This is a genomic window from Bacteroidota bacterium (genome assembly GCA_037133915.1).
Taxonomy (GTDB): domain Bacteria; phylum Bacteroidota; class Bacteroidia; order Bacteroidales; family CAIWKO01; genus JBAXND01.
In genome coordinates, this window is record JBAXND010000003.1 from 85,022 (window position 1) to 110,639 (window position 25,618).

21 protein-coding genes are annotated in these 25,618 nt (G+C 43.8%); 16 read left to right on the forward strand and 5 right to left on the reverse strand.

Annotated features, from left to right (window positions below):
• Positions 1-20: 20 nt before the first annotated feature.
• The 3 genes from WCM76_02060 to WCM76_02070 form a co-directional block, all read right to left on the reverse strand.
• Entirely contained in the window at positions 21-1,244 is a 1,224-nt protein-coding gene (locus WCM76_02060) for an alanine dehydrogenase (protein MEI6764394.1), read from the reverse strand.
• Between the two features lie 142 nt (positions 1,245-1,386).
• Positions 1,387-1,800 (reverse strand): tRNA (adenosine(37)-N6)-threonylcarbamoyltransferase complex ATPase subunit type 1 TsaE, encoded by a 414-nt coding sequence (gene tsaE, locus WCM76_02065; GenBank protein MEI6764395.1) that lies wholly within the window; start codon positions 1,798-1,800, stop codon positions 1,387-1,389.
• A 20-nt stretch (positions 1,801-1,820) separates the two neighbouring features.
• Positions 1,821-3,377: a bifunctional response regulator/alkaline phosphatase family protein gene (locus tag WCM76_02070; protein MEI6764396.1), complete on the reverse strand. Its 1,557-nt coding sequence runs from the start codon at positions 3,375-3,377 to the stop codon at positions 1,821-1,823.
• 146 nt (positions 3,378-3,523) lie between these two features.
• Between WCM76_02070 and WCM76_02075 the strand changes: the two genes are divergently transcribed.
• Both WCM76_02075 and lpxD read left to right on the forward strand, forming a co-directional pair.
• Entirely contained in the window at positions 3,524-4,759 is a 1,236-nt protein-coding gene (locus WCM76_02075) for an HD domain-containing protein (protein ID MEI6764397.1), read from the forward strand.
• 32 nt (positions 4,760-4,791) lie between these two features.
• On the forward strand, positions 4,792-5,820 hold the full coding sequence (lpxD, locus tag WCM76_02080) for a UDP-3-O-(3-hydroxymyristoyl)glucosamine N-acyltransferase (protein MEI6764398.1): 1,029 nt from the start codon (positions 4,792-4,794) through the stop codon (positions 5,818-5,820).
• 87 nt (positions 5,821-5,907) lie between these two features.
• On the opposite strand, the gene WCM76_02085 is transcribed toward lpxD, so the two are convergent.
• Both WCM76_02085 and WCM76_02090 read right to left on the reverse strand, forming a co-directional pair.
• Positions 5,908-7,200, reverse strand: a complete 1,293-nt coding sequence (locus WCM76_02085; GenBank protein MEI6764399.1) for a WG repeat-containing protein — start codon at positions 7,198-7,200, stop codon at positions 5,908-5,910.
• A 94-nt stretch (positions 7,201-7,294) separates the two neighbouring features.
• Complete coding sequence (locus WCM76_02090) at positions 7,295-8,539, reverse strand: NAD(P)/FAD-dependent oxidoreductase (GenBank protein MEI6764400.1); 1,245 nt, start codon at positions 8,537-8,539, stop codon at positions 7,295-7,297.
• 249 nt (positions 8,540-8,788) lie between these two features.
• Between WCM76_02090 and pdhA the strand changes: the two genes are divergently transcribed.
• The 14 genes from pdhA (at position 8,789) to WCM76_02160 (ending at position 25,614) form a co-directional block, all read left to right on the forward strand.
• Positions 8,789-9,877: a pyruvate dehydrogenase (acetyl-transferring) E1 component subunit alpha gene (gene pdhA, locus WCM76_02095; protein ID MEI6764401.1), complete on the forward strand. Its 1,089-nt coding sequence runs from the start codon at positions 8,789-8,791 to the stop codon at positions 9,875-9,877.
• The gene (locus WCM76_02100) at positions 9,874-10,851 is read left to right on the forward strand and encodes an alpha-ketoacid dehydrogenase subunit beta (protein MEI6764402.1); all 978 of its coding nucleotides are present in this window, start codon (positions 9,874-9,876) and stop codon (positions 10,849-10,851) included. The genes pdhA and WCM76_02100 overlap by 4 nt, the downstream gene beginning before the upstream one ends.
• A gap of 11 nt (positions 10,852-10,862) precedes the next feature.
• The gene (locus WCM76_02105) at positions 10,863-12,149 is read left to right on the forward strand and encodes a dihydrolipoamide acetyltransferase family protein (protein MEI6764403.1); all 1,287 of its coding nucleotides are present in this window, start codon (positions 10,863-10,865) and stop codon (positions 12,147-12,149) included.
• Between the two features lie 40 nt (positions 12,150-12,189).
• Positions 12,190-13,536, forward strand: coding sequence for a dihydrolipoyl dehydrogenase (lpdA, locus tag WCM76_02110; GenBank protein ID MEI6764404.1), 1,347 nt, complete (start codon positions 12,190-12,192; stop codon positions 13,534-13,536).
• A gap of 110 nt (positions 13,537-13,646) precedes the next feature.
• Positions 13,647-14,261 (forward strand): hypothetical protein, encoded by a 615-nt coding sequence (locus WCM76_02115; GenBank protein MEI6764405.1) that lies wholly within the window; start codon positions 13,647-13,649, stop codon positions 14,259-14,261.
• A gap of 50 nt (positions 14,262-14,311) precedes the next feature.
• Entirely contained in the window at positions 14,312-15,157 is an 846-nt protein-coding gene (locus WCM76_02120) for a DUF2877 domain-containing protein (GenBank protein ID MEI6764406.1), read from the forward strand.
• Positions 15,158-15,160: 3 nt separating this feature from the next.
• Positions 15,161-16,702, forward strand: a complete 1,542-nt coding sequence (fdrA, locus tag WCM76_02125) for an acyl-CoA synthetase FdrA (protein ID MEI6764407.1) — start codon at positions 15,161-15,163, stop codon at positions 16,700-16,702.
• Positions 16,703-16,734: 32 nt separating this feature from the next.
• Entirely contained in the window at positions 16,735-18,138 is a 1,404-nt protein-coding gene (locus tag WCM76_02130) for a DUF1116 domain-containing protein (protein ID MEI6764408.1), read from the forward strand.
• Between the two features lie 195 nt (positions 18,139-18,333).
• Positions 18,334-19,149 carry a cyclase family protein gene (locus WCM76_02135; GenBank protein ID MEI6764409.1) on the forward strand — a complete coding sequence of 272 codons (816 nt, stop codon included), beginning with the start codon at positions 18,334-18,336 and terminating at the stop codon, positions 19,147-19,149.
• A 144-nt stretch (positions 19,150-19,293) separates the two neighbouring features.
• Entirely contained in the window at positions 19,294-20,148 is an 855-nt protein-coding gene (locus tag WCM76_02140) for a xanthine dehydrogenase family protein subunit M (protein MEI6764410.1), read from the forward strand.
• Positions 20,149-20,177: 29 nt separating this feature from the next.
• Complete coding sequence (locus tag WCM76_02145; protein ID MEI6764411.1) at positions 20,178-20,636, forward strand: (2Fe-2S)-binding protein; 459 nt, start codon at positions 20,178-20,180, stop codon at positions 20,634-20,636.
• Between the two features lie 3 nt (positions 20,637-20,639).
• Positions 20,640-23,111 carry a xanthine dehydrogenase family protein molybdopterin-binding subunit gene (locus WCM76_02150; GenBank protein MEI6764412.1) on the forward strand — a complete coding sequence of 824 codons (2,472 nt, stop codon included), beginning with the start codon at positions 20,640-20,642 and terminating at the stop codon, positions 23,109-23,111.
• Positions 23,112-23,122: 11 nt separating this feature from the next.
• A complete protein-coding gene (locus WCM76_02155) occupies positions 23,123-24,313 on the forward strand; it encodes a CaiB/BaiF CoA-transferase family protein (GenBank protein MEI6764413.1) in 1,191 nt (396 codons plus the stop codon).
• The gene (locus WCM76_02160) at positions 24,310-25,614 is read left to right on the forward strand and encodes an amidase (protein MEI6764414.1); all 1,305 of its coding nucleotides are present in this window, start codon (positions 24,310-24,312) and stop codon (positions 25,612-25,614) included. Before WCM76_02155 ends, WCM76_02160 begins: the two co-directional genes overlap by 4 nt.
• Positions 25,615-25,618: the final 4 nt, after the last annotated feature.

The window sequence follows — 25,618 nt, forward strand, 5'->3', positions numbered from 1 at the left end:
AGACGCGTTCTATGGCAAAATCAATGAAATGCGGCCATCAGAAGCTCAATATCCTGGAAGGGAATGTTGTATGTTTTACTGATATATTCGTTGGTTAGGATGCCATTATAAATATATACTCCTGCTCTTACTCCGGAATCGGACTTAAGAAGGTTGCTCAGGCTGCCTTCTTCACCTATTCTGGAAATGATAGGCGCAAAAAAGTTGCTCAAAGCGTAGGAGGCGGTGTGAGGTACTTTACTGGCAATATTCGGCACACAGTAATGCGTAACGCCGTGTTTTTTAAAAACGGGATGCGTATGGTTCGTACAGCGGGATGTTTCAATACACCCGCCCTGAGCAATACTGACATCAATAAGAACGGAGCCGTTGGGCATTTCGCGGACCATATCTTCGGTAATAACACAAGGAATACTTCCGGATGGTGAATGCAAAGCTCCAATTACCACATCGGCTGAACGGAGCGCTTTGATAAGAACTTTTTGTTGAATCACTGAAGTGAATAAACGCTGGTTCAACTTATTTTGAATACTTCTGAGTTTAAAAATATTATCATCAAAAATCTTGACCAATGCTCCCATTCCAAGTGCGGTACGTGCAGCAAATTCGCCAACGGTGCCCGCACCAATAATTACTACCTCGGCGGGCGTGATGCCTGAAAAACCACCTAAAATTTTGCCTTTGCCATATTCTATGCTGCTTAGGTATTCCGCGGCCAATGAAATAGCTGTTGTTCCTACAATTTCGCTGAGTGATCTGATTACCGGGTAACCGTTTGTTCTGTCCTTGATGTGTTCGTACGAAAGTGCCGTAATTTTTTTTGCCGAAAGGCGTTTGAAATACTCGTTGTTTTGCCCCGGCAGGTTGAGTGCCGAAAATATGGATGAACGCGGTTTCAGCATTTCAATTTCAGAGAGCAGGGGCGGAGCCACTTTAAAAATAATATCGGTTTTAAAAATTTCTTCGGGAGAAAAAACAATTTGTGCGCCGGCCTCACTGTATTCATGGTCGGGAAAATGTGCCGATTTACCTGCGTTTGATTCAACAAAGACCTGATGTCCGTTATTAATTAAAACGCCGATTGCTTCGGGAACGAGTGCAATGCGGTTTTCCTGAAATGCTATTTCGCGGGGAACGCCGATAGAGAATTTTGCCCTTTGCCTTTTGGTTTCCAGCATTTCGGTTTGCGGCATCAAATGCTCCGATTGTGCGTATTTCAGAAACCCCTTTTTAGTAGTATTCATCGTTCAATTATTCATAAAAACAGAAATATAAAGATACGAAATAATATTTACGATGGGCAAGAATTTGTTGGTAGGGGCAGGCAAATTCATCTATCGCGAATAGTTTTGAATGAAACACGCGCTGCTGAGAACCTTTTATTTCCTAAAAGTGAATCAATCGGTTTCCGCTATTTTCATCAACATCAATAGTAACGGAAACGGTTTCGGGTGGTAGAAGTTCTGTCGTTTTTTCGGGCCATTCAATGAAGCAATAATTACCACTGTAAAAATACTCTTCGTAGCCAATATCGAAGATTTCGCGTATGTCTTTTATTCTGTAAAAATCAAAATGGAATATTTCTCCGTGAACGGATGATTTATACACGTTGACAATGGTAAAGGTGGGACTGCTTGTGTTTCCTTCCACGCCCAGTGTTTCACACAGAACTTTTATCAGTGTTGTTTTTCCGGCGCCCATTTTTCCGGAAAATGCAAACAGGCGTGCATCAGGATGTGCCGCTATCAATGCCCGGGCGGCATCGGGCAGCTGGTTTAGTTCGGTGCAGGTGAATTGCATATGAAGTCGTATAATTTCCGCTACTGTTTCGGCTCCAGATGAATGAATGGAATCAGGGCTTCTTCGAGCGAGAGTCCGCCATGCTGAAAGGTGTTGCGGTAATAATTAACATAATAATTGTAGTTATTCGGATAGGCAAAGAAGTCGTTCTCCCGGCAAAAAATATACGAAGTGCTGACATTGACCTTTGGAAGGTAAATGTCTTGTGGATTGCGAACTTCAAATACCTCACGCCGGTCATAATCAAGAGCTCTTCCGAGCTTGTAACGTAGGTTCGTATTGGTGTTTTTATCTCCAATCACCTTGACGGGATTTGTAACTTTTACAGAACCGTGGTCGGTGGTAATTACTATACTGATGGCGTGTTCAGATGCCATGCGGATTACTTCAAAAAGTGGTGAATGGGAGAACCACGAAAGGGTGAGGGAGCGGTATGCCGATTCGTCGTCGGCAAGTTCGCGTATCACTTCCATCTCGGTGCGTGCATGCGAAAGCATATCAACGAAATTATACACCAAAATGTTTAATTTATTTTGCAGGATATTCGAGAAGTTTTCGACGTATCGTTTTCCGGCAGCATGGTTCAATATCTTGTTATAACTGTATTTGATGTCTTTTCCGTAGCGTTTCAGCAGCTCTCCAAAAAGTTCCGACTCAAACTGGTTTTTTGTACCTTCTTCCATTTCTTCCACCCAGTATTTCGGATATTTTTTTTCAATTTCAGACGGAAGCAGACCTGAGAAAATAGCATTACGCGCATATTGTGTTGCTGTAGGCAAAATGCTGTAAAACATATCGTCATTAATTACCCGGTAATATTCTTCTATTACAGGTTGCAGTACTTTCCACTGGTCATAGCGCAGATTGTCAATGAGTATAAACAGCACACGATTAGGACTGTTGAATAGCGGAAACAGCCGTTCCTTAAGCAAGGTGTGCGATAAGGTCGGGATGTCGGCATCTTTGCCGCTGAGCCAGTCCATGTAATGTGCTTCATAGAATTTGGTGAACATTACACTGACTTCCTTCTTTTGCATGTTCAGCACTTCGCTCATGCTGTTGTCGTTCGATTTTTCGAGTTCAAGCTCCCAGAAAACCAATTTTTTATAAACATCAATCCATTCCCGTGAACTCATCCTCGGCGATAACCCGTTGCTGATAGAACGAAATTCCTGTTGATAGGCGTGTGCGGTTTTTTCACCAAGAATCCTTTTGTTTTCCAGATTTTTCTTTAGAACCAATAATATCTGATTTGGATTTACGGGTTTAATCAGGTAATCGGAGATGCTTTTGCCAATGGCATCTTCCATTAAGTCCTCTGCCTCATTTTTGGTAATCATAATAACCGGAATGTTGGGCAAACTATTTTTTATTTGAGAAAGTGTTTCCAATCCCGATAATCCCGGCATGTTCTCATCAAGAAAGATTATATCGAAGGTCTGCGTTTTAATCATATCAAGGGCTTCGTTGCCATTGTTTGACGTAAAAACGTCGTATCCTTTTTCTTTTAAAAATAAAATATGCGGTTTAAGCAGGTCAATTTCATCGTCGACCCATAATATTTTAATTTTCGCCATAATGTTCTATGTTCTATTTTTGCACAATTGTATAACAGGAAACTTTAAAAAAAATTGTAATATTGGCGGCTTGAATTTTGATTCAGTAAGTGCCGGCCATATTTTGAAGCTCAAAATTAGTCATTATTTCAGTGAAAGGAACATTGTTGAACAAGAGAAAAATCTTTAACGATCCGATTTACGGGTTTGTAAACATACCCGATGAACTTGCCTTTGATGTGGTGGAACACCCATGGTTTCAGCGTTTGCGCAGAATTAAGCAGCTTGGTTTAACACCGCTTGTTTATCCGGGGGCCCTGCATACACGCTTTGCACATGCGTTGGGCAGCATGCATCTTATGACGCGCGCGGTGGAAACACTGCGTTTTAAAGATTGTAACATTACGAAGGAAGAAGCCCACGGTTTGTATCTGGCAATTTTGTTGCACGACATCGGGCATGGTCCATTCTCTCATGCTCTCGAACACAGCATTACCGAAAACTTGGGTCATGAGCAGCTTTCATCACTTTTTATTCGCGGATTGAATAGTATTTTTGACGGGAACCTTTCGGTGGCACTGGCAATTTTTGAACATACTCATCCTAAAAAATTCCTGCATCAGCTGGTTTCAAGTCAGCTTGATGTTGACCGTCTCGATTATCTAACCCGCGACAGCTTTTATACCGGCGTTTCCGAAGGAATAATCGGCACCGACCGTATTATAAAAATGCTGAATGTGAAAAATGACGAATTGGTGGTCGATTCTAAAGGCGTATATTCAATTGAAAAATTTCTGGTTTCGCGGAGGCTGATGTACTGGCAGGTATATCTTCATAAAACGGTACTGGCAGCTGAACATCTTATTATTAAAATTCTTCAGCGGGCACGCTGGCTAGCCGAAAAGGGACACAATCTGTTTGCATCACCCGCACTTTCATTATTTCTTCATAACCGATTTACTACTTCTGATTTTACAAATGACAGCACGCTGCTCGGTGCTTTTTCCGAATTGGATGATGTTGACGTATTGCTTTCTATTAAAGTGTGGCAGCGCAGCAACGATAAAATACTTGCCGACTTGTGCGGCCGGCTGGTGAACAGGCATCTTTTCAGAATAGAGATGCAGGAACTGCCGTTTGACGATGCTTATATTAACAGAATACGACAGAAGACCGGTGAAATCTACGGATATGATGATGATGGAATAGATTATTTTGTCTTTCACGGCTCGGTTGATAACCATGCCTATCATCCCGGTTTTGACAGAATAAATATTTTGTTCCGTGGTGGTGAAGTGGTTGATATTACTGAGTGCAGCGACCTTGTGGATGTTGCGCATCTTTCGAAACCCGTAACGCGCAATTTCCTTTGCTATCCCAAGGATTGCACCGTAACGAAATGATTATAAATAATATTCTAAATTAATTTATCGAAATGAAATTTACAGCAAAACAAATCGCGGAACTTCTCAAAGGCACTGTTGATGGAGATTCCAATGCTTCGGTTCATACACTTTCAAAAATTGAAGAGGGGAAAGCCGGCTCTTTGTCCTTTCTCGCGAATCCCGCTTATACGCAGTACATCTATACTACTGACGCTTCCATTGTTATTGTTAATAATGATTTTGTGCCGGAAACCACTGTAAAATGTACGCTTGTACGGGTTGAAAATAGTTATATGGCTTTTGCCAGCCTGCTGGAGATTTACAATCAGATTAAACTCAATAAGGTTGGAATTTCAAAACAGTCATTTATTTCCGAAACAGCCTCTGTTGGGGAGAATTGCTATGTAGGTGAATTTGCTTTTATCGGCGAAAACGTGAAGCTTGGAAATAACGTGAAAATTTATCCACAGTGTTATGTGGGCGATAATGTGACGATAGCAAATGGCACTACGCTCTTCTCCGGAGTGAAAATCTATTCTGAAAATGTAATTGGTGCTAACTGCACTATTCATGCAGGTGCTGTGATTGGTGCCGATGGTTTTGGCTTTGCCCCTCAGCAGGACGCAAATTATAAAAAAGTGGCTCAGATTGGAAATGTAGTTATTGAAGATAATGTTGAAATAGGCGCCAATACTGCTATTGACAGAGCAACACTGGGTTCTACCATCATCCGTAAAGGCGTTAAACTCGATAACCTGATACAGGTTGCCCACAATGTTGAGATTGGTGAAAATACGGTGATGGCTGCACAAAGCGGCGTTGCCGGCTCAAGTAAAATAGGTAAAAACTGTATGATTGGCGGACAGGTTGGAATTGTTGGTCACCTTACCGTTGCCGATAATGTTAAGGTTGCTGCACAGTCGGGGATTGGCAGTAATGTTGCGGAAAACGAAATTATGCAGGGTTCACCGGCGTTCAATGTTTCGGAATACCGCCGCGTTTACGTTCACTTCCGCAATCTCTCAAAGCTTGCAAAACGCATTGATGAGCTGGAAAAACAACTAAAAGCAAAAATCTAAAAGCGAAAAAACGACACATCTCAATTGCCGAATTCTCTGCTTTTATTTGTTCCTTTCGTCTTTTGTCTATTATCTGTTGTCTAACTTCTATTTAGAGGGTTCCCAGATGATTTTACCCTTGCTGTTGGCGTAGCCTTCAAGACCGTCTTTGAGTGTGAGTTCATAAAACCCATATTTAAGTGAGCTCACCGATGCATAAATCAACGGAAGGATCAGCTTACCTGTTTTATCTATCACACCTGATTTTCCGTAATCACTGATGTCATAATACTCGTTGTATTTTCTTCCCTTGACTACCACGCTGCTCCCGGATGCATTCGTGTAAACTGCGTCGTATTCCGGTTTTACAATCACTTTGCCTTTGACATCCATAAGACCGCTTTTGCCGTCCTGCGTGAACGATGCAATGCCACTTCGAAACTGCGAAATGGATGCATATTTAGCGGGGATAATCATTTTGTTTTCTTTATTGATAACACCACATTTGCCGTTTTTCTTCACAACTGCTAGTCCTTCATTAAACATGGACGCGTCTTCATATTGAGGCGGTATCACCCATTTGTCATTCATATCAATATAGCCCCATTTGCCACCATCCACCGCAAGTACATCAATACGAAAAACGCCACTGTCATTGGCAGGGCACAGACCCTCCGAAAAATAACTCAGGTAACCGTACCCGGTATGAATTACCATTCGGCCCGTTGAATCAACCATACCATAGCGCGCTGAATCAACCGTGATTACTGTAGCCAGGCCGTTTTTCATTGTTTGAATATCGAAGAAAATGGTATCTGTAACGTATTTGCCATGACGGTTCATCAGACCTTTATTAAAGATATACCCCATCGTTGAAAAACCTTCATCGAAAAAGGGAGCTGTTTTGTAAACAGGTTCCAGAACTACTTTTCCGTTGACGTCGATGACGCCGTATTTTTCATTGATGGTGATTACGGCAAGCCCGTCCCTGAATTCCGATACATCCTCATAAATAGCAGGGATAGCTACTTTTCCGTCAGGGTCAACAAAGCCGTATTTATCTCCGATGAGAACTTTTGCCCGCCCACTGCAGAAATCGGTCGCGATTTCATAAAGACACTGAACAACCAGCTTCCCGCTTTTATCAATGAAGCCGAATTTTCCATCCATTGGCTTGATGTACTCACTCAGCGTACCGCCCTGATTTACCATGGCACGACCTTCAATAAATTTTCCGGCCCAGCTATAAACAGGTTCAATCACAATTTTTCCTGTTGTGTCAATAAATCCCCATTTACCGTTTTTCTGAATGGGCAGCAGGCAGGCATCATCAGTCTGTTGTGCCGGTGACACCGACGAGAACATGCATGCGATTACAAAAAAAGTAAGTAGTTTTTTCATATCCGATGTTTTTACAATATTATGAATTTATTTTGCAAAAACAAAATGATACGGTTGTTAACGCACGTTAACTGCAATTAATGATAATATACGGTTATTTTGTTGCAGCCGACATTCCTGCCAGCCAGCCGGTAGAGAAGGCAATCTGCAGGTTATAACCACCGGTATCGGCATCGAGGTCAATAACTTCACCTGCAAAATAAAGATTTTTTATTAGTTTGGATTCCATTGTTGTTGGGTCTATTTCAGCGGTGCTTACACCTCCGGCAGTAACAATGGCCTCTTCAAAGCCTCGATGTCCGCATATTTCAAGAGGCATGCCTTTTAACAGCAAGCGTATTTTATTACGGTCATCCGGTGATAAATGTGCTGCCGGTTTTATCTGGGGAATCTTTGCCATCTTCACAAATTCAGGTATGAGCTTCATGGGTAACAGGCTGTTCAGCATGGCTCTGTATGTGCGTTTGCCGTCAGCATTTATTTCACGAATCAGGCGAAGGTCGAGCTTACTGTTATTCAATGCAGGTTTCAGATCGAGCATGAATACTACCTTTTTTCCGTCGGTAATATCCTGCATATATCGCCTGCTCAGCGAAAGGATAATGGGACCGCTGATGCTGTTGCCTGTAAAAGTCATATCGCCAAAAGCATCACCGCATTTTATTTCCTCAACAAAAACGTTGACCCGCACATTTTTTAGTTCAAGTCCTGCAAGTGCCTCAAGGCTTTTCGCGGTAATATTGAGTGGTACAAGAACAGGTAATGGTGTCTTAACAGAATGCCCCAATTCAGAGGCAATAGTATATCCGTCGCCCGTCGAACCTGTTAATGGGTAACTGCATCCACCGCTGGCGAGTATTACAGCCGGCGCATGAATAACCGTTCCATTGTCAGTCATAACACCTGTTACAGTATTTTCTTTCCGGATGATGCTCATTACACGAATGCCGCATTGAATTTTCACGCCCTGCCTTTCGGCCCATGAAACTAGTTTGTCTGTTACAATTTTTGCATCACCGCCTTCGGGGAAAACCCTGCCGCCGCGCTCAGTGATAGTCTTTATTCCAATTGAGTTCAAAAATGCGATGAGTTCCCCGGAGAAAAAACGGGAAAAAACAGGATTCAGAAAGCGGTTGTCGGGACCAGTATGTTGCAGAAATTCTTTTATGGGCGCTATGTTTGTGATGTTGCACCTGCCTTTTCCGGTAATTCGCAACTTCCTTGCGGGGCGAGGCATGCGTTCAAGAATAACAACCTTTTTGCCTTTGCTTGCTGCGGTTCCTGCTGCAAGCAGACCCGATGCACCACCACCTATCACAAGAATATCGGCCGTTTCCATTATTTATATTGTGTTATATTCTGCAAAAGTATTGAAAAAGGCACGAATTATCACTATATTCGTGATGTTCAAATTTTTACTAAAGTAGAAATCGTCATTAAAGTTTATTTTCTCAGTATACAAAGCTCTCATGCGCTGTTTATAAAATATGATTATTTGCATATGCTGATATATAGCATGCCTCCCGTTATCAGCGGTGGAATAATTCTTGGTAATTTAGATGCGTTATAAATAATTAAACAGAACACCATGTTTGACGAATTTAATCCGCTTGAAGATAAAATCCTTTGCATCTACGACAAGCAGGGGAAGTTGATAAATAAAAAATGGCGTCCGAAGTTGGATGACCAGCAGGTTTTGGATGCCTGGAAAAAGATGCTTTTTGCACGAACTGCTGACATGATGGCAGTTTCATACCAGAGGCAGGGACGCATGTACACCTATCCACCGAATTTTGGACAGGAGGCAATATCGGCACCGCTCGGTTTTCTGATGAAAGAAGATGACTGGCTGGTTCCGGCATTCAGGGAAATGGGAGCATGGCTTGCCAAAGGAGCTTCGCTCAAAGAGATATTCATGGATTTTATGGGATATGAAGACGGCGGCGCATTCAAGAATGTAAAGAATATGATGCCGATGTCGGTTCCGATAGCTTCACAACTATTGCACGCTGCCGGCATCGGATATTCAATTAAATTTAAAGGAACGAAAGATGTTGTCTATACGTTTGTGGGCGATGGCGGCACATCAGAAGGCGATTTTCATGAAGCGCTCAATTATGCCGCCGTGTGGAAAGTACCGGTAATCTTCATTGTCCAGAACAATCAATTCGCGATAAGCGTTCCGTTTAAAAAGCAAACGGCGTCGGTGAATATTGCCGTTAAAGCGCTTGCTTACGGAATGCCCGGTATTAAAGTGGATGGCAACGATTTCTTTGCCATGTACGCTGCCATTGATTTTGCAACGGAATTTGCGCGTAACGGAAACGGACCGGTGCTTATCGAAGCACTGACTTACCGTCGTGGAGCCCATACAACGTCTGATGATCCTACAAAATACCGTACAAAAGAAGACGAGGAATTTTGGGCTGAAACCGACCCTTTGAACCGCCTGAAGTTATATCTTTTGGACAAGAAATTATGGAGCGAGGAGCTGGAAACCCGGCTCAGCGCCGATTATAAAAATGAAGTGGACCGGCAGTTTGCTGAAGCCGAAGCCGTGCCTGAATATCCGCTTGCGGATGTTTTCAATTATATGTATAACGATATTCCCGACGACCTGAAGAATCAGCAGCGGGAATATGAGAAATTCTTAAAATGGAAGGAGGGCCGGAAATGAAAGTAATGAATATGGTTCAGGCCATGAACAATGCTCTTGATTTAAAACTTGCCGAAGACGGCAATGTAATAATTTATGGTGAGGATGCCGGTGTTGAAGGTGGGGTGTTTCGCGTTACGGAAGGACTGCAGCAGAAATATGGCGAGAAGCGTGTATTCGATTCTCCGCTTGCCGAATCGGCTATTGTTGGAACGGCCGTGGGTATGGCAGTCGCTGGATTGCGGCCTGTTGTGGAACTTCAGTTTTGCGGTTTTGTATACCCTGCCTTCAATCAGATTATATCACATGCATCGCGCATGCACAACCGTACACGAGGTAAGTACAGCACGCCTATGGTCATCCGTTTTCCCTACGGTGGAGGCATCAATGCTCTTGAACATCATTCTGAAAGTATGGAGGCGCTTTATGGACACATACCCGGTCTGAAAGTGGTGATTCCTTCAACTCCCTACGATGCCAAGGGTTTGCTGATATCGGCCATTGAAAGCAATGATACGATTATGTTCATGGAACCCAAACGCATCTACCGTGCCATCAAGCAGGAAGTGCCGGAAGAAAAATACAGCATTCCCATTGGCAAAGCAAAAGTGGTAACTTCCGGAACAGACATTACGGTTGTGGCTTACGGAGCCATGATTCGCGAAGTCCAAAAAGCTATGGTAATGGCAAAACAATCCGGCATCAGTGCGGAGCTGATTGATTTGCGCACGATTTACCCGATTGACAGGGAAACCATTGCAGCATCGGTGCGCAAAACAGGACGTTTATTGTTCGTATCGGAGGAGCCGCTTACCTATGGTGTTGGTGCTGAAGTGACCGCCATTGCTAATGAAGAAGCATTTCTGTATCTGCAGGCACCCCCGAAACGGGTGTGTGGATTTGATATTATTGTTCCGCTTCCCAAAGGCGAACCGCATTATCTGCAAACGGCAGATAAGATTTTTTATGAAATGGAAAAAGTAGTTAAATTCTAAATGACTGTGTGATGAGATATATTTTCAATTTTCCTGATATCGGTGAAGGCCTTGATGAAGGTACCATTGTTGAATGGTACGTGGCCAAGGGACAGTCAATACAATCGGGCGATGCGCTGCTGAAGATGGAAACAGACAAAGTGGTGACTGATATTCCCTGTCCTAAAACAGGTGTGGTTGCTGCCATGTACGGCAAAGTTGGAGAGGTGGTTAAAGTAGGTGAACCGCTTGTTGAAATTGAGATGCCGGGTGTGGAAGGTGCCGCCGCTGTTGAAGAAGTGAAGAAGGAACTTGTAGAGGAAGCTGTTGAAGAAGGCGGTGCAGGTGTTGTCGGAACCCTTGAAATAGCCGGATCTTCGGCATATCTGCCATCGAGCAATGAAGGACTTGAAACACCTCCTGAAGAGAAAGTCGCTGTAAAGAAGAAAGCACTTGCAACACCTGTTGCCCGGGCACTTGCAAAAGAACTCGGGGTCGATATTGATCAGGTGAAAGGCACCGGCCCCGGTAATCGTGTAATGACCGATGACATCCGTAAATATTCAGAAGGTTCGCAGCGTGTAATAGATCAGGCAAGAAGCCGCATTCCGGATTTAGGCGAGCGGATAACGTATGAGCCGCTGAGCCAGATACGAAAGACCATTGCCAAGAATATGATTAACAGCAAGCACAATGCTGCGCACATGACGATTCATGAGGAGGTGGAAATATCTGAACTGGTCCGGGTAAGAGATAAGTACAAAGTAAAATTTGCTGAAAAAGGAATCAAGCTGAGTTACCTGCCCTTCATTCTGAAAGCCACGGCACAGGCACTGAAGAAACACAGACAACTGAACAGTCAGCTTGATCTGGAAAACAACAGAATGATTTACAAGAATTACTACAACATAGGGATTGCGGTAGATACAGAAGACGGGTTGGTAGTTCCTGTTATTCACGATGCCGATAAACTCAGCATTCTGGAGCTTGCTCAAAAAGTGAATGAGCTTGCCGAAAAGGCTCGTACACGAAAACTTACCATGGATGATATGAAGGACGGCACATTCACTATTACCAGTTACGGCTCTATCGGCGGACTGTATGCGGTGCCGGTGATAAATTATCCGCAGGCGGGAATACTGGGAATCGGCCGTATTATTGAACGTCCTGTTTTTAAAGGTGATAACGTAGTTAAAGGAATTATGATGCCGTTGTCACTTTCTGTTGACCACAGAATTGTGGATGGCGGTGAGGTGTCGCGTTTTGTAAATACAGTAATGGGATACCTGAATGAACCGGTTTCGCTGGTAATTGAGTAATAAATGATGTTCTTGAAAATTATTTTATAATATTGAACGTATGAAGTACGATGTAATTATTATTGGCGCCGGTCCTGCCGGTTATGTTGCAGCAATTCGTGCCGGACAGGTAGGTATGAAAGCCGCTCTGGTTGAAAAGAAATACATGGGCGGCATGTGCCTGAACTGGGGCTGTATTCCTACAAAAGCACTTATTGAAAGTGCTCGCTATTTGGACCGTTTGAAACTTGCGGACGAATTTGGTATTGACGGCATTGACCAAAAGAAATTGGTTTTTAATTGGGAAAAAGCGAAAGCTCGTGCAAAACAGATATCTGCAAAGCTCAGCGGAGGTATAGGTTATCTGCTGAAGAAAAATGGTGTGGATGTAATTATCGGCGAGGCGCGGATTACCGGCGTTGGAACTATTTCGGTTGATAATAGAACTATTGAAGGTGACCATATAATAATTGCAACAGGAAGTTACCCGGCTAAAACAACGATTAAAGCCGATAAGAGGGGATTGCTTGAAATTGAAGATTTGCTTTCGATTGAGAAGCTTCCCGCAAGTATTGCCATCGTTGGAAAAGGTGGTGTAGCTGTTGAAATGGCGCAGTTCTTTAACCTCATTGGAAAAGACGTTACGCTTGTGGCTCCCGATGAAATACTGTTGCCAAAAGCCGATGCTTTTTTAAATGATTTCATTACAAAGCGAATGAAAAAAAGTGGTATTAACATTATCACTGAAGATAACATCGGCGAATTTAAAAACGGTGAGCTGATTGTCGGCAACGAGAAAATAGTTGCAGAACTGGTGCTGAACGCATCAATGCGGAAAGCTGTTATCCCTGCAGCTGATTTTGATATTCCATTAACCGAAGACGGTTATATAAAAACGAATGAAAATCTGGAGACCGGTATTAAAGAACTTTACGCAATCGGAGATGTGAATGGATTGAGTTATCTGGCACATGTGGCGTCAGCACAGGGTATCTGGTTGATAAATCACATCAAGGGAATTAAAGATAGATTTGATTTAAAATCATGGCCACAGAATTTTTACACCGTACCGGAAATGGCGCAGATAGGACTTACCGAGCAGCAGCTTAACGATGAAGGCATTGATTACAAACTGAATGAATTTCCTTTGTCTGCAAACGGAAAAGCGCTTATTGAAGGTAATACAGAAGGAATGGTTCGTTTACTTTCAGATAAGAAATACGGGCAGGTGCTCGGAGTGCAGATTATTGCCGCACATGCAACGGATATGATTGCAGAAGCCGCCGCCTATATGCAGATTGAAGGAACTGTTTATGATATTGCGCAAACGATTCATGCACATCCTACCGTTTCTGAAATTTTTATGGAAGCCGGATTTGACGCGGTTGACAAAGCGATTCATAAATGAAATGATAAATGATGAATTCTAAATTTTAAATTGGTTTGCGATTGATCTTTTAACAAATGTGAGAATTAGGTAATCTAAAATTTAGCATTTAAAATTCAAAATATTTCTCTATGCAGGCTGTTTTGCAATCATACAACCTTCCTGATAAATTTTTGATTGATGGTGATTTCAACGGTTTTCATTGTCTGGTGTGGCAACCGGCTAAAATGGTTGTGGTGCTGGGCGCATCGAATAAAATAGAAACGTCTGTTATTATTGAAAATGCCGAAGCTGATGGCGTTGAAGTAATGAAGCGTCCGAGCGGTGGGGAAAGTGTGGTGCTGAGCCCGCACATGCTCGCTGTTTCAGTTGCTTTTGAAACAACTGAGCTGAAAGACCCGCATCAGTATTTTACGAAAATAAATTCTGCCATCATCAAATCCCTTGAGACATGCGGCATACAAAACCTGCATTCGAAAGGGATTTCCGATATTGCCATTGGAGAAAAAAAGATACTTGGCTCTTCGATTTATCGTGCATCAGGGCGTGTGCTGTATCATGCAGTTCTGAATGTTTCTGAAGATATTTCGGTCTTTGGCCGCTATCTTAAACATCCTGCAAAAGAACCCGATTATCGCAAAAATCGCAGGCATGACGAATTTGTTACATCGCTTGCTGCTGCCGGGTTTAATTGCGATATGGATATTTTGAAAAATGCGCTGGAGGTGAATCTGAATCTTCTCTGATTTTCAGTTTCTTTAGTTACTTTTGTGACGATTTTTTCATACCTTATTCAATGAAGATCCTGAGCCGCGGTGACCGTATTTCCGAAGGACACTATACTGTTCACAGCCGTTTTGAACGGGTGGTGAATTATAATTCCAACTGTAAACTTCTCTCCTTCGTTTCTGCCGCTATTGGAAATGGACCTGTAAACATTGTAATTGAAAGCAAACTGCGGGCATTGCCTGCGGAGATTCTGATATTGCCTGATAAATTTGTATTTGGAATTGAAAGTATTGATATTTCTGATATTCCTGTGTATGATTCAAAACTGAAAATTCTGCATTCTGAGCAAACCATTTTGAAGGAAAATCTTGATGCTTTGAAGCAAACACTAGCCTCTCATGCTTCGGAATACAGTCTGGCATTCCTTTTTGACGAACAGCGAAAATTGAATTTTGCAACGGGTTTTGAAAAGAACCTGCTGGAAACTTTTGAAAATGCTATTGCTCAATTGCGAAAGGGTGAAATTGAACCGGGGATTCAAAAACTTTCCGGTCTCGGACAAGGATTAACACCTGCAGGCGACGACTTCATTGTTGGAATATTGCTCGCACTGAATTTGACGGATGCTTTTTCCGGAAACGAGAAATCACGGGAGCTTCAAATGAGAATTAAATCCATGGCACAAACCAAAAATTTGATTTCACAAAGCAGCATTGTTCATGCTGCCGATGGATATTTTGCTGAAATTGTTAAAATTTTCGCACAATCTTTCTGCAACAAACGTTTTAGTGAAAATGATGCATTAATCTTACAACTTCTTAATGTTGGCGAAAGCTCAGGGGCGGATATGCTCAGCGGATTTTTGTTTACTTTTGTTTCAGACAAATTTCATGGATTACAAGTAAAAATATAAATCATGATTATAAAAGGAATTGTTAAACAGGGCGAATACTATGATTCGGTGAGCCTGATGCTGCTTTCAAAAGATTTGCGCAAAACTGAAGGCATCACTGATTCTGCCGTGGTTATGGGAACTAAAGAGAATAAGGCCATTTTGGAAATGTCCGGAATGCTGCTTCCTGAATTCAAAGATATTTCAGATAATGACTTGCTGATTTGTCTGAAGGCAGAAAAACAGGAAGTCATTGACAGCGTGCTTGGCGGTATTGACGGCATGTTTAAGAAAATGAGAACAAAAGACGACGATACATCTACCTATGCACCCAAGAGTCTTGAAAGTGCACTGAAATCTGCACCCGGCGCGAACCTTTCACTGATTTCTGTTGCAGGACGTTTTGCTGCGCACGAAGCAATGAAAGCGCTGAAGAATGGACTTCACGTAATGATATTTTCTGATAATGTTACGATAGAAGAAGAGCTGGAACTTAAGAAATACGCGGCATCCAAAGGTTTATTGGTGATGGGCCCCGATTGCGGAACAGCCATTATTAATGGAGCGCCTCTGGCATTTGCAAATGTTGTGAACCGCGGCAATATTGGTATTGTTGCTGCATCAGGAACGGGATTGCAGGAAGTAAGCTGTGTAATATCGAACTTCGGTGCCGGTATTTCTCAGGCAATTGGTACCGGCGGCCGTGACCTTAAAAAGGAAATTGGCGGCATTATGTTTTTGCAGGCTTTACTGGCACTGAACAATGATCCGCAAACGGAAATTATAGTGCTGATATCAAAACCACCTCACGAAGAGGTGCTTGACAGGATTGTTGCCGAGATAAAAAAAATAAAGAAACCTGTGGTAGCGATTCTTATCGGCGGCGACAGCAAAAAAATAGAATCGGCAGGGGCAATTGCGGCAAATACACTCGAAGAAACCGGTATGATTGCTGCCGCGCTGGCACAGGGAAAAGAACTTGCAGGTATAAAAGCAGATATCGCGAAAGCTGATGAAAATATAGCTGCCCTTGCTATAAAAATGCCAAAAGGAAAGGGACGTAAATATATTCGCGGACTATTCAGTGGCGGTACACTATGCGATGAAACACAACTCATTTTTAAGGATACCATCGGTTTTGTGTATGGCAATTCGCCGCTGAACAAGGATTATGTGTTGGATGATGTCTGGAAAAGTAAAGAGAACTGCATCATTGATTTGGGCGAAGATGAATTCACGGTGGGGCGTCCACACCCGATGATTGATTTCAGTCTGAGGAATAAAAAAATTCTGGATGAAGCTGCAGAAACTGATGTTGCTGTTATTTTGCTGGATGTTGTTTTGGGTTATGGTTCCAACCTTGATCCCGCTGCAGAACTTGTTCCCGTTATCCTTAAGGCAAAAGAAATGACGCGTGATCTTCATATCGTCTGTTCCATAACCGGAACCGAAAAAGACCCGCAGAATCGTCAGAAGGTTAAAAAGGAACTTGAAATGGCAGGTGCCATAGTTATGCCTTCGAATGCTGCTGCCAGCAAGCTTTCTATGAAAATCATTCAGAATTAGAAATATTAATAGTTTGAAAATTTCCTTGTGTTATGGCTATAAATGATTTGTTTGGTAAAGACCTTAATGTTATAAATACCGGCCTGGCATCGTTTGCCGAAAACCTTAACAACTGCGGCGTACATGCGGTCAATGTGGACTGGAAGCCGCCCGTGAATATTGCTAAAGAGCTGGTTGCGAAAATAGAGAAGAATGCCGATAAAATTGCTGCCGCTAACAAGCTTGCAACCGATAAAATATTATCCGGAATGCCTGTTGTGGTTGGTCTTGATGTTGCCCTGAATGTTATTCCGGGAATGAAAAAGAATCTTATTTTACATTCGGGTCCACCAATTACATGGGAACGCATGTGCGGTCCCACACGCGGCGCCATCATGGGAGCACTGATTTATGAAGGACTGGCGAAAGATATTTCCGAAGCGGAGAAACTGGCGTCGTCGGGTGCCATTGAATACGCACCTTGCCATGAGCATTCTTCGGTTGGTCCCATGGCGGGCATCATTTCCGCTTCTATGCCGGTGTGGATTGTTAAAAATGAGGCTTATGGGAATTTTGCTTACTGCACTCTGAACGAAGGACTGGGCAAGGTGTTACGCTATGGTGCCTTCGGCGATGATGTAATCACCCGTCTGAAATGGATGGAGCAAATTATGTATCCTATTCTGAAAGATGCTGTGACGCATCTGGGCCGTATCGACCTGAAAAGCATGATTGCGCAGGCTTTGCATATGGGTGACGAAGTTCACAACCGCAACCGTGCAGGTACCTCATTATTTTTCAGAGCCATCGCACCCGCCATTATGCGTACGGTAAAGAATATGGAAGACGCTGCTAAAGTACTGGAATTCATCAATGGCAACGACCATTTTTTCCTGAACCTTTCCATGCCGGCTTCGAAAGCTGTATTGGATGCTGCGCGTAATATTGAGAACAGCAGCGTGGCAGTGGTGATGGCGCGCAATGGTACAGATTTCGGCGTACAGCTTGCCGGAACAGGAGATGCATGGTTCACGGGTGCTGCACTGGTGCCGGATGCACTTTATTTTCCGGGCTTCACAAAAGCAGATGCCAATCCCGATATCGGCGACAGCGCAATTACTGAGACCGGTGGTCTTGGCGGATTTGCAATTGCCGCAGCGCCTGCTATCGTGCAGTTCGTGGGAGGCACAGCAAAGGACGCTGTAAGCTACACCATGCAGATGTATGAAATAACGGCAGCAGAAAATAATATGTACCAGATACCCTATCTGAACTTCAGAGGAACACCCACAGGAATAGATGTTGTAAAGGTGATTGAAAAATCGCTGACACCGTTTATTGATACGGGTGTTGCTCATAAAAACCCCGGCGTCGGTCAGGTGGGAGCCGGTGTGCTGAGTGCGCCTATTGAGCCATTTATCAAGGCTTATGAAGGGTTGGCCGCGAAGCTGAAATAAAACGATTTGTTAAAATAGAAAGGTGAAATCACCGGCTTTTTATAAAATGAGCCTCAATCTTACATTTAGGGCTTTTGATGATATTTTGCACTCCTTATTTTTAGTTTAATTGAATAAAAATTACGTAATTTTACCTTCGCATTAAGCAGAACCCAAATAATTTCTAATAATAATTATACGTAGGAGATTTTAATAATGAAGAATGAAGAGTTTTTTCAATTTATGAATGACATTCAGGTTTATGACCTTACTCAACGCTTAAGCATTCATACACCGCCCTGGCCAAGTTATATGCCATTGGGAATTCAGTATTTCAAAAGGCTGGCAGGAGCACATATGGGACAGGGTGCCAATGGGCAGATTATCACAACCAGTAACCATGTGGGAACACATATCGACGGAGAAATTCATTTTCATGCAAGTGGTCGCACCATTGGTGATGTTCCCATCGAAGAATGGATTGGCCCCGGTGTTGTTGTGGATATTTCTGATGAGGTTGGCGATTACGACCTGTATTCACCGGAAATGCTGATGAAAAAAGCAGAAATCAAAAAAGGTGATATCCTTATTATCAATACCGGTTATCATAAATATGCATGGGATCAGGAAGGTTCTGACGAGCTGCGTTATTTTGTGAAACATCCCGGACCAAGTCCCGAATTCCACGAATGGGCGCTTGATATGAAAATAAAATGGATTGGTGTGGACTGCGGAAGTGCCGATCATCCCATGAATACAATCATCCGTAACTGGCACCCGAAAGCTTTCATTGAAGCTGATAAAAAATTAAAAGCCAAATACGGCAAAGACTGGGATGAAATGTTCCCCACAGAAGAGTTTTATCAGGTGATGCACCTGAAGCTCTTCCCGAAAAAATTAGTGCATGCTGAAAATATCGGTGGCGATATTGCAAAGCTCAGCAACAAACGCGTATGGATTGGTTTATTCCCACTCCGCGGTATCGAGCTTGAGTCATCGATGTGCCGTCTTGTTGCGCTTGCACCGAAATAAGAAAAATTTAAATTGTATTGCAAATCAAGTATCGAACATTCGGTACTTGGTTTGTTTTTCAGAGTAGGCTAAGATTGTTATTTTTTGATTTAATCTAAATCAGTAAACAGAGTTTCCTGTCACTATTTATTAATTTTTGACATTATGCCCATATCGCACGAATTTACTTATTGCAAGCCTGCAACCTTGCGGGAAGCATTGAAAACGCTCACCAAATTCGGAAATAACGCTCGTATTCTCGCCGGTGGTACCGATCTGGTTGTGCGTCTGAAAGAAGGCATTGAAGAGCCTGCAATGCTTATTGACATCAAAGCAATTGATGAACTCAAAAAGATTGAGCTCATTGGGCGCCGCCTGCATATTGGCGCATTGGTCACATTTACCGACCTGATAAATTCTACCATCGTGAAGGAAGAATTTCCGTTGCTGCATGAAGCCTCAAAAACCGTTGCTTCTGTGGGAACACGCAACCGTGCTACAGTGGTTGGAAATATCTGCTCAGCGGTTCCTTCGCTCGATTCAGGTCCGGCATTGCTGAACTATGATGCCATTGTCTGTGTGAAAAGTGCCAGAGGGAAACGAAATATTCCTATCAGCCAATGGTTCACCGGTCCGAAGAAAACAATGCGTGAACCCGATGAGATTGTTACCGGATTAATTATTCCGCGCGTGAAGGGAAAACACCGTGCATATTACGGAAAATTAGGCCGCTATTCAGGTGAGGATCTGGCTCAGGCAGGGGTTGGTATTCTTGGCTTCCGCAACGACCAATACCGCATCGCGTATTGTGCTGTTGGGCCGGTACCGCGCCGTGCCGAGAAACTCGAAGCGCTTTTATTCGGAAAGAAAATAACGGATGAACTGATTGAACAATGCAAGCAACTCATTGAAGAAGAAATCAGTCCCATCACAGATATAAGGGCCAGCAAGGAATACCGCATGCACATGGTCAAAACCATGTTCGAGCGTGGCATCAGGCAGGTAACCGCAAAGAAATAATTTATTATCGTAAAATAATATCTAAGGATATGTCTAAAATAACGATCAGGTTAAATAACGAAAACCGCAGCGTTGAAGTTGATCCGAATGATGTCCTGCTGGATGTCCTGAGAGACAAGCTTGGCGCGAAAAGCCCAAAATGTGGCTGTGACCGGGGCGACTGTGGCGCTTGTGCCGTTTTATTCAATGGGAAAAGCGTTCGGTCATGTCTTATTCTCGCCATTGAAGCTGATGGACAAGAAATCATCACCGCCGAAGGATTATCAGGCAAAGATCTTTCACCGGTACAAAATGCTTTTGTGGAATTCAATTCATTCCAGTGCGGTTTCTGCGCTCCGGGCATCATCATTTCAGCCACCGAGCTGCTTAATAACAACCCTTCTCCTACACGTGAAGATGTAAAAGAAGCACTCTCAGGAAATCTTTGCAGATGCACGGGTTACACACCGATAATTGATGCAGTAGTTAGTTGTTCCAAAACCGAGTAAGCCATGGAGACAAACGAAAATAATAACAATACAGATATCCTGACAAATACTCAGGAACATGAAACATTCGTGCATCCCGCAGCTGACGTTGCAAAGGACGTTCCACTGAAATTTGTGGGACAATCTGTAACGCGCATTGACGGTCTTGAAAAAATGACCGGCGCTGCGCTTTATGCGGATGACCTTGACTTCGGACCGACGCTGCTTCATGCACAGATTGTAGAAAGCACAAAAGCACATGCCATCATTAAAAGCATTGATTTTGCTGATGCTGCAAAAATTGAAGGCGTTGTTGCCGTATTCACGGGCAAGGATTTTCCTTTCAAATTCGGTCTTTATATGAAAGATCGTTTCGTGTTTGCACAGGATAAAGTGCGCTTTATCGGAGAACAGGTGGCAGCAGTGGTTGCCCGTGATCCAAAGATTGCAAAGCGTGCGGCAAAACTTGTTAAGGTGGAGTATGAAGAACTTCCCGAAATGCTTGACCAGTTGAAAGCACTGGAGCCGGGTGCAACCCTGCTTCATCCTGAACTCGCCGATTATCCTCATGTGCCCTGGTTTTTCCCTCAGGCAAATACCAATATCGCACATCACCGTAAGGTGCGCAAAGGCAATACAGAGAGCGCTTTCGCAGAAGCGGATTTTGTGCTTGAAGATACTTATAATGTGCCTCGTTACGCGCATTGCGCCATTGAATTCCATTCAGCAATCGGTAAAGTTGACCATTCGGGAAGGCTTACGGTATGGGCATCATCACAATCGCCCAATACGCAGCGTAATCTTTTTGCAGAAGCGCTCTCATCATTGGGCTATTCGCATAAAGACGTCCGCGTAATTGCGCCTTATGTAGGTGGAGGATTTGGCGGAAAGGCGGGAGTTACCATGGAGATTCTTGCTGCCGCACTTGCAACCAAACTCAAAGGTTATCCTGTAAAGATTATGTGGTCGCGTGAACAGGAATTTTATAATACGTATCAGAGACTGGGCGTTGTTGCAAAATTGAAAATTGGTGTTAAGAACGACGGCACCCTGGTAGCACTCGACCATCGCTTATACTGGGATGCGGGCGCTTATGTTGAATATGGTGCCAATGTTGTAAATTCTGTGGGGCTTTCCGCTACCGGTCCATACCGAATTCCAAATGTCTCTATCGATTCATTCTGCATTTATACCAATCTGCCTCCGGGAGGCGCATACCGCGGATTCGGTTATTCGGAGTTTTTATTCGGTCTCGAATCGCACATGACACGCATCGCCAATCATCTGGGCATCGACCCTGTTGAAATAAGAAGACGCAATGCCATTAATGAAGGTGATACTCTCGCATACGGTGCGCACATGAATCCTAACGGTATGCAGCAGTGTATCGATAAGGTGGTGAAAGAAATTGAATGGGGTAAGAAAGAAATTTCCAAAGACCCTAACAAGGTGCTGGGAAAAGGTTTTTCACTCTTGTGGAAAGCGCCTGCCATGCCACCCAACGCATCATCGTCGGCATTTCTGAAATTCAATGAAGATGCTTCACTCAATATTTTAATTTCCGGAATGGATATCGGACAGGGCCTGCTTACCGTAATGGCGCAGGTTGCTGCTGAAGTGTTGTCAATTCCGCCTTCAAAGATTCGCGTTGAACTTCCCGATACCGACCGTAATCCATACGAATGGCAAACGGTGGGTTCGCATGTTACCTGGGGCTGTGGCAATGCCGTAAAACTGGCCGCTATTGATGCACGCGATCAGATATTCAAACTGGTGGAACGTGCGCTGGATATTCCGTTTGATACATTATTCCTTGAAGATGAATGCGTGAAGAGCACTTCAAAATCCGGATGGGAACTGCCGTTGCGCAGTTTTGTTATCAACGGTATCATGAAAGAAGACGGTACTTTTAAGGGTGGCCCGATAAACGGTCGCGGTACATTTATGCCGGAGTTTACTTCAACCAATGCCGATCCGGAAACCAGTCAGGGCGGGCACCCCAATGTGCATTATACTGTTGGTGCTGCCGCACTGTTACTCGAAATAGATAAAGTTACCGGCAAAATGAAAGTGCTGAAAGTCGCCGAAGCGCTGGATGTCGGAAAAGCAATCAATCCGGATTTGGTAAAAGGCCAAATTGTGGGTGGCATTGTGCAAGGCCTGGCAACCGTGCTTTATGAGGATATGCGTTTTGACAGCAGAGGCAAAATGCTGAATCCAAACTTCACCGATTACAAACTTCCTACTTCACTTGACACGCCCGATGAAATAGTTTCTATAATTGTGGAAGTGGCGCAGCCCGACGGTCCATACGGTGCTCGTGGTGTGGGTGAGCATACGATGCTGCCTGCCGCTCCGATGATTGCAAACGCTGTTGAAGATGCACTGGGTATTCGCATTAAATCAATGCCTATTACGGCCGAAAAAGTGGCAATGGCCATCATCGAAAAAGCGAAACAGGAAAAGTTAGTGAACCCGGAAAATAACGATCAGTAGAAATATATTTGATGAGCAAACCACTTGAGAATGTAAAAATACTTGACCTGACACGAGTGCTTGCAGGTCCTTTCTGTACCATGATACTGAACGACCTCGGCGCTTATGTGCTCAAGGTTGAAATGCCCGAAACCGGCGATGACTCGCGCGCATTCGGCCCGTTCAAAAACGAGCAGAGCCTTTATTTTGTGAGCATCAACCGCGGCAAGGACAGCATCTCGCTGAATCTGAAAACAGAAAAAGGACGTAAGATACTGAAGCAACTGGTTGAGAAATTTGATGTGATTATTGAAAACTACAGACCGGGGACTATGGAAAAACTCGGGCTCGGTTACGAAACACTCAAAGAAGTAAATCCTGCTATTATTTATGCCGCATCCTCCGGATTTGGCCATACAGGACCGGATTCGCAGAAACCTGCGTACGATATTTTAGCGCAGGCGATGGGCGGTGTGATGAGCATCACCGGCTGGCCCGATTCACCGCCAACCCGTGTCGGTATGTCCCTGGGCGATATCACTGCATCATTGTACACTGCCATTGGCATTAATGCCGCATTATACCACCGTGCACTTACGGGTCGCGGACAAAAGATAGACGTTAGCATGCTCGACTGTCAGGTTTCTATTTTAGAAAATGCACTGGCGCGCTTTCAGGTCGATGGCACTTCGCCCAAACCGCTTGGAAATCGTCATCCGACCATTTCACCCTTTCAGGCATTCAAAGCTAAAGACGAATATCTTGTCATAGCATTGGGCAACGACAGTTTGTGGGATAAGTTCTGCTGTTGCATTGAACATACTGAACTGATTAAAGATTCTCGTTTTGTGACCAACGCGCTGCGTACAAAAAATGTCGGTGAGCTTGCCGTTATCATTGAAGGCATACTGGGAACGAAGAATGCAGAGCATTGGTATAACATTTTTGAAAAAGCACAGATTCCTTACAGCCCCATCAATACCATTGATAAGGTGGTTACCAACCGACAGGTTTTGTCGCGCAATATGATTGTTGAAGTGGAAGATAAAAAGGCGGGCATGGTAAAGATTGCCGGAAATCCTATAAAGATGACCAGTGTTCCCGAACGCACCTACCGCGATCCTGCTCCCGAAGTGGGAGAACACAACGACCTGATATTTGGTGACCTTTTAGGATACAGTCCTGTGGAAATTGAAAGGCTTAAAGCCGAAGGAGTGATATGACCTTAATTGCATCCATGCCGCTTGCAGTAACCGCTTCGAAACTCAGAAGCGGCGAGCTCAATTTGATATATTTTATAAATTCACTGTGCGATCGTATCGAATTATTTGATCCGCAGATAAACGCATTCCTGCCTGAAATGGGGCGTCGCGAACGCCTTTTGAAAGAAGCAGACACCCTGCTGAAACGATATCCGGACCCTGATACGCGGCCATTATTCTTCGGGATTCCGATAGGAGTGAAGGATATTTTTCGTGCTGATGGTTTTGAAACACATTGCGGTTCCGCTTTGCCCGAAACCTTGTTTCGTGGTACCGAGGCTGCATCGGTAAGTCGCCTGAAGGAGCTGGGAGCACTCGTTGCCGGCAAGGTGGTAACGACTGAATTTGCCTACTTCGAACCGGGACCGACAAAGAATCCGCATAATATTGAACATACACCGGGTGGTTCAAGCAGCGGCTCTGCTGCTGTGGTTGCTGCGGGCTTGCTGCCTTTTGCTTTCGGCACGCAAACAATAGGTTCGGTAGTTCGTCCTGCTGCCTTTTGCGGTGTGTTTGGTTACAAACCAACCTACGGAAGAATTGATGCGTCAGGCGTGATACCTTTTTCTGTTTCGGCAGACCATATCGGTTTTTTTACACAGGATATGGAGGGTGTCGTTTTAGCCGCATCTGTGCTTTGCAATAAATGGAATGAAGAAATAGCGCTGACCGCAGATAAAATTGCACTTGGTATTCCTTGCGGAAGGTATTTTGAACAGGCTTCTGACGAGATAAAAAATATTTTTATCGCTCAAACCGAAGCCCTGAAGCATGCTGGATTTGTTATAAAAGAAGTTGACCTTTTTGAAGATATTGAAGAAATTAATCGCGTCCATCGCCTGATGGTTGCTGCTGAAATGGCCGAAGTGCACAAGGGCTGGTTCAAAGAAAATGAAGCGCTGTACAGGCAAAAAACATGGGACCTTATTGTAGAAGGATTCGACATCTGCAGCAGCGATTTGCACGATGCCATTAACGGTCGTTTTAAACTCAGAGACCGTATTGAGGCCGCAAAAGCAGAATATGGTATTGACCTGTGGGTGACACCTGCCACCATAACACCTGCCACACACGGACTGGAGTCAACAGGCAGCCCCTTGATGAGCCTTCCGTGGACGTATGCCGGATTGCCCTCACTCAATATTCCAGGCTGGAAGAATGATGAAGGTCTCCCGGTAGGATTGCAGTTTACCGGTTCATTTAACCGTGATGAAACCTTCTTATTGCAGTGCGCGGTAGTTCATGCCGCGTTGAGTGCCTGAGTAA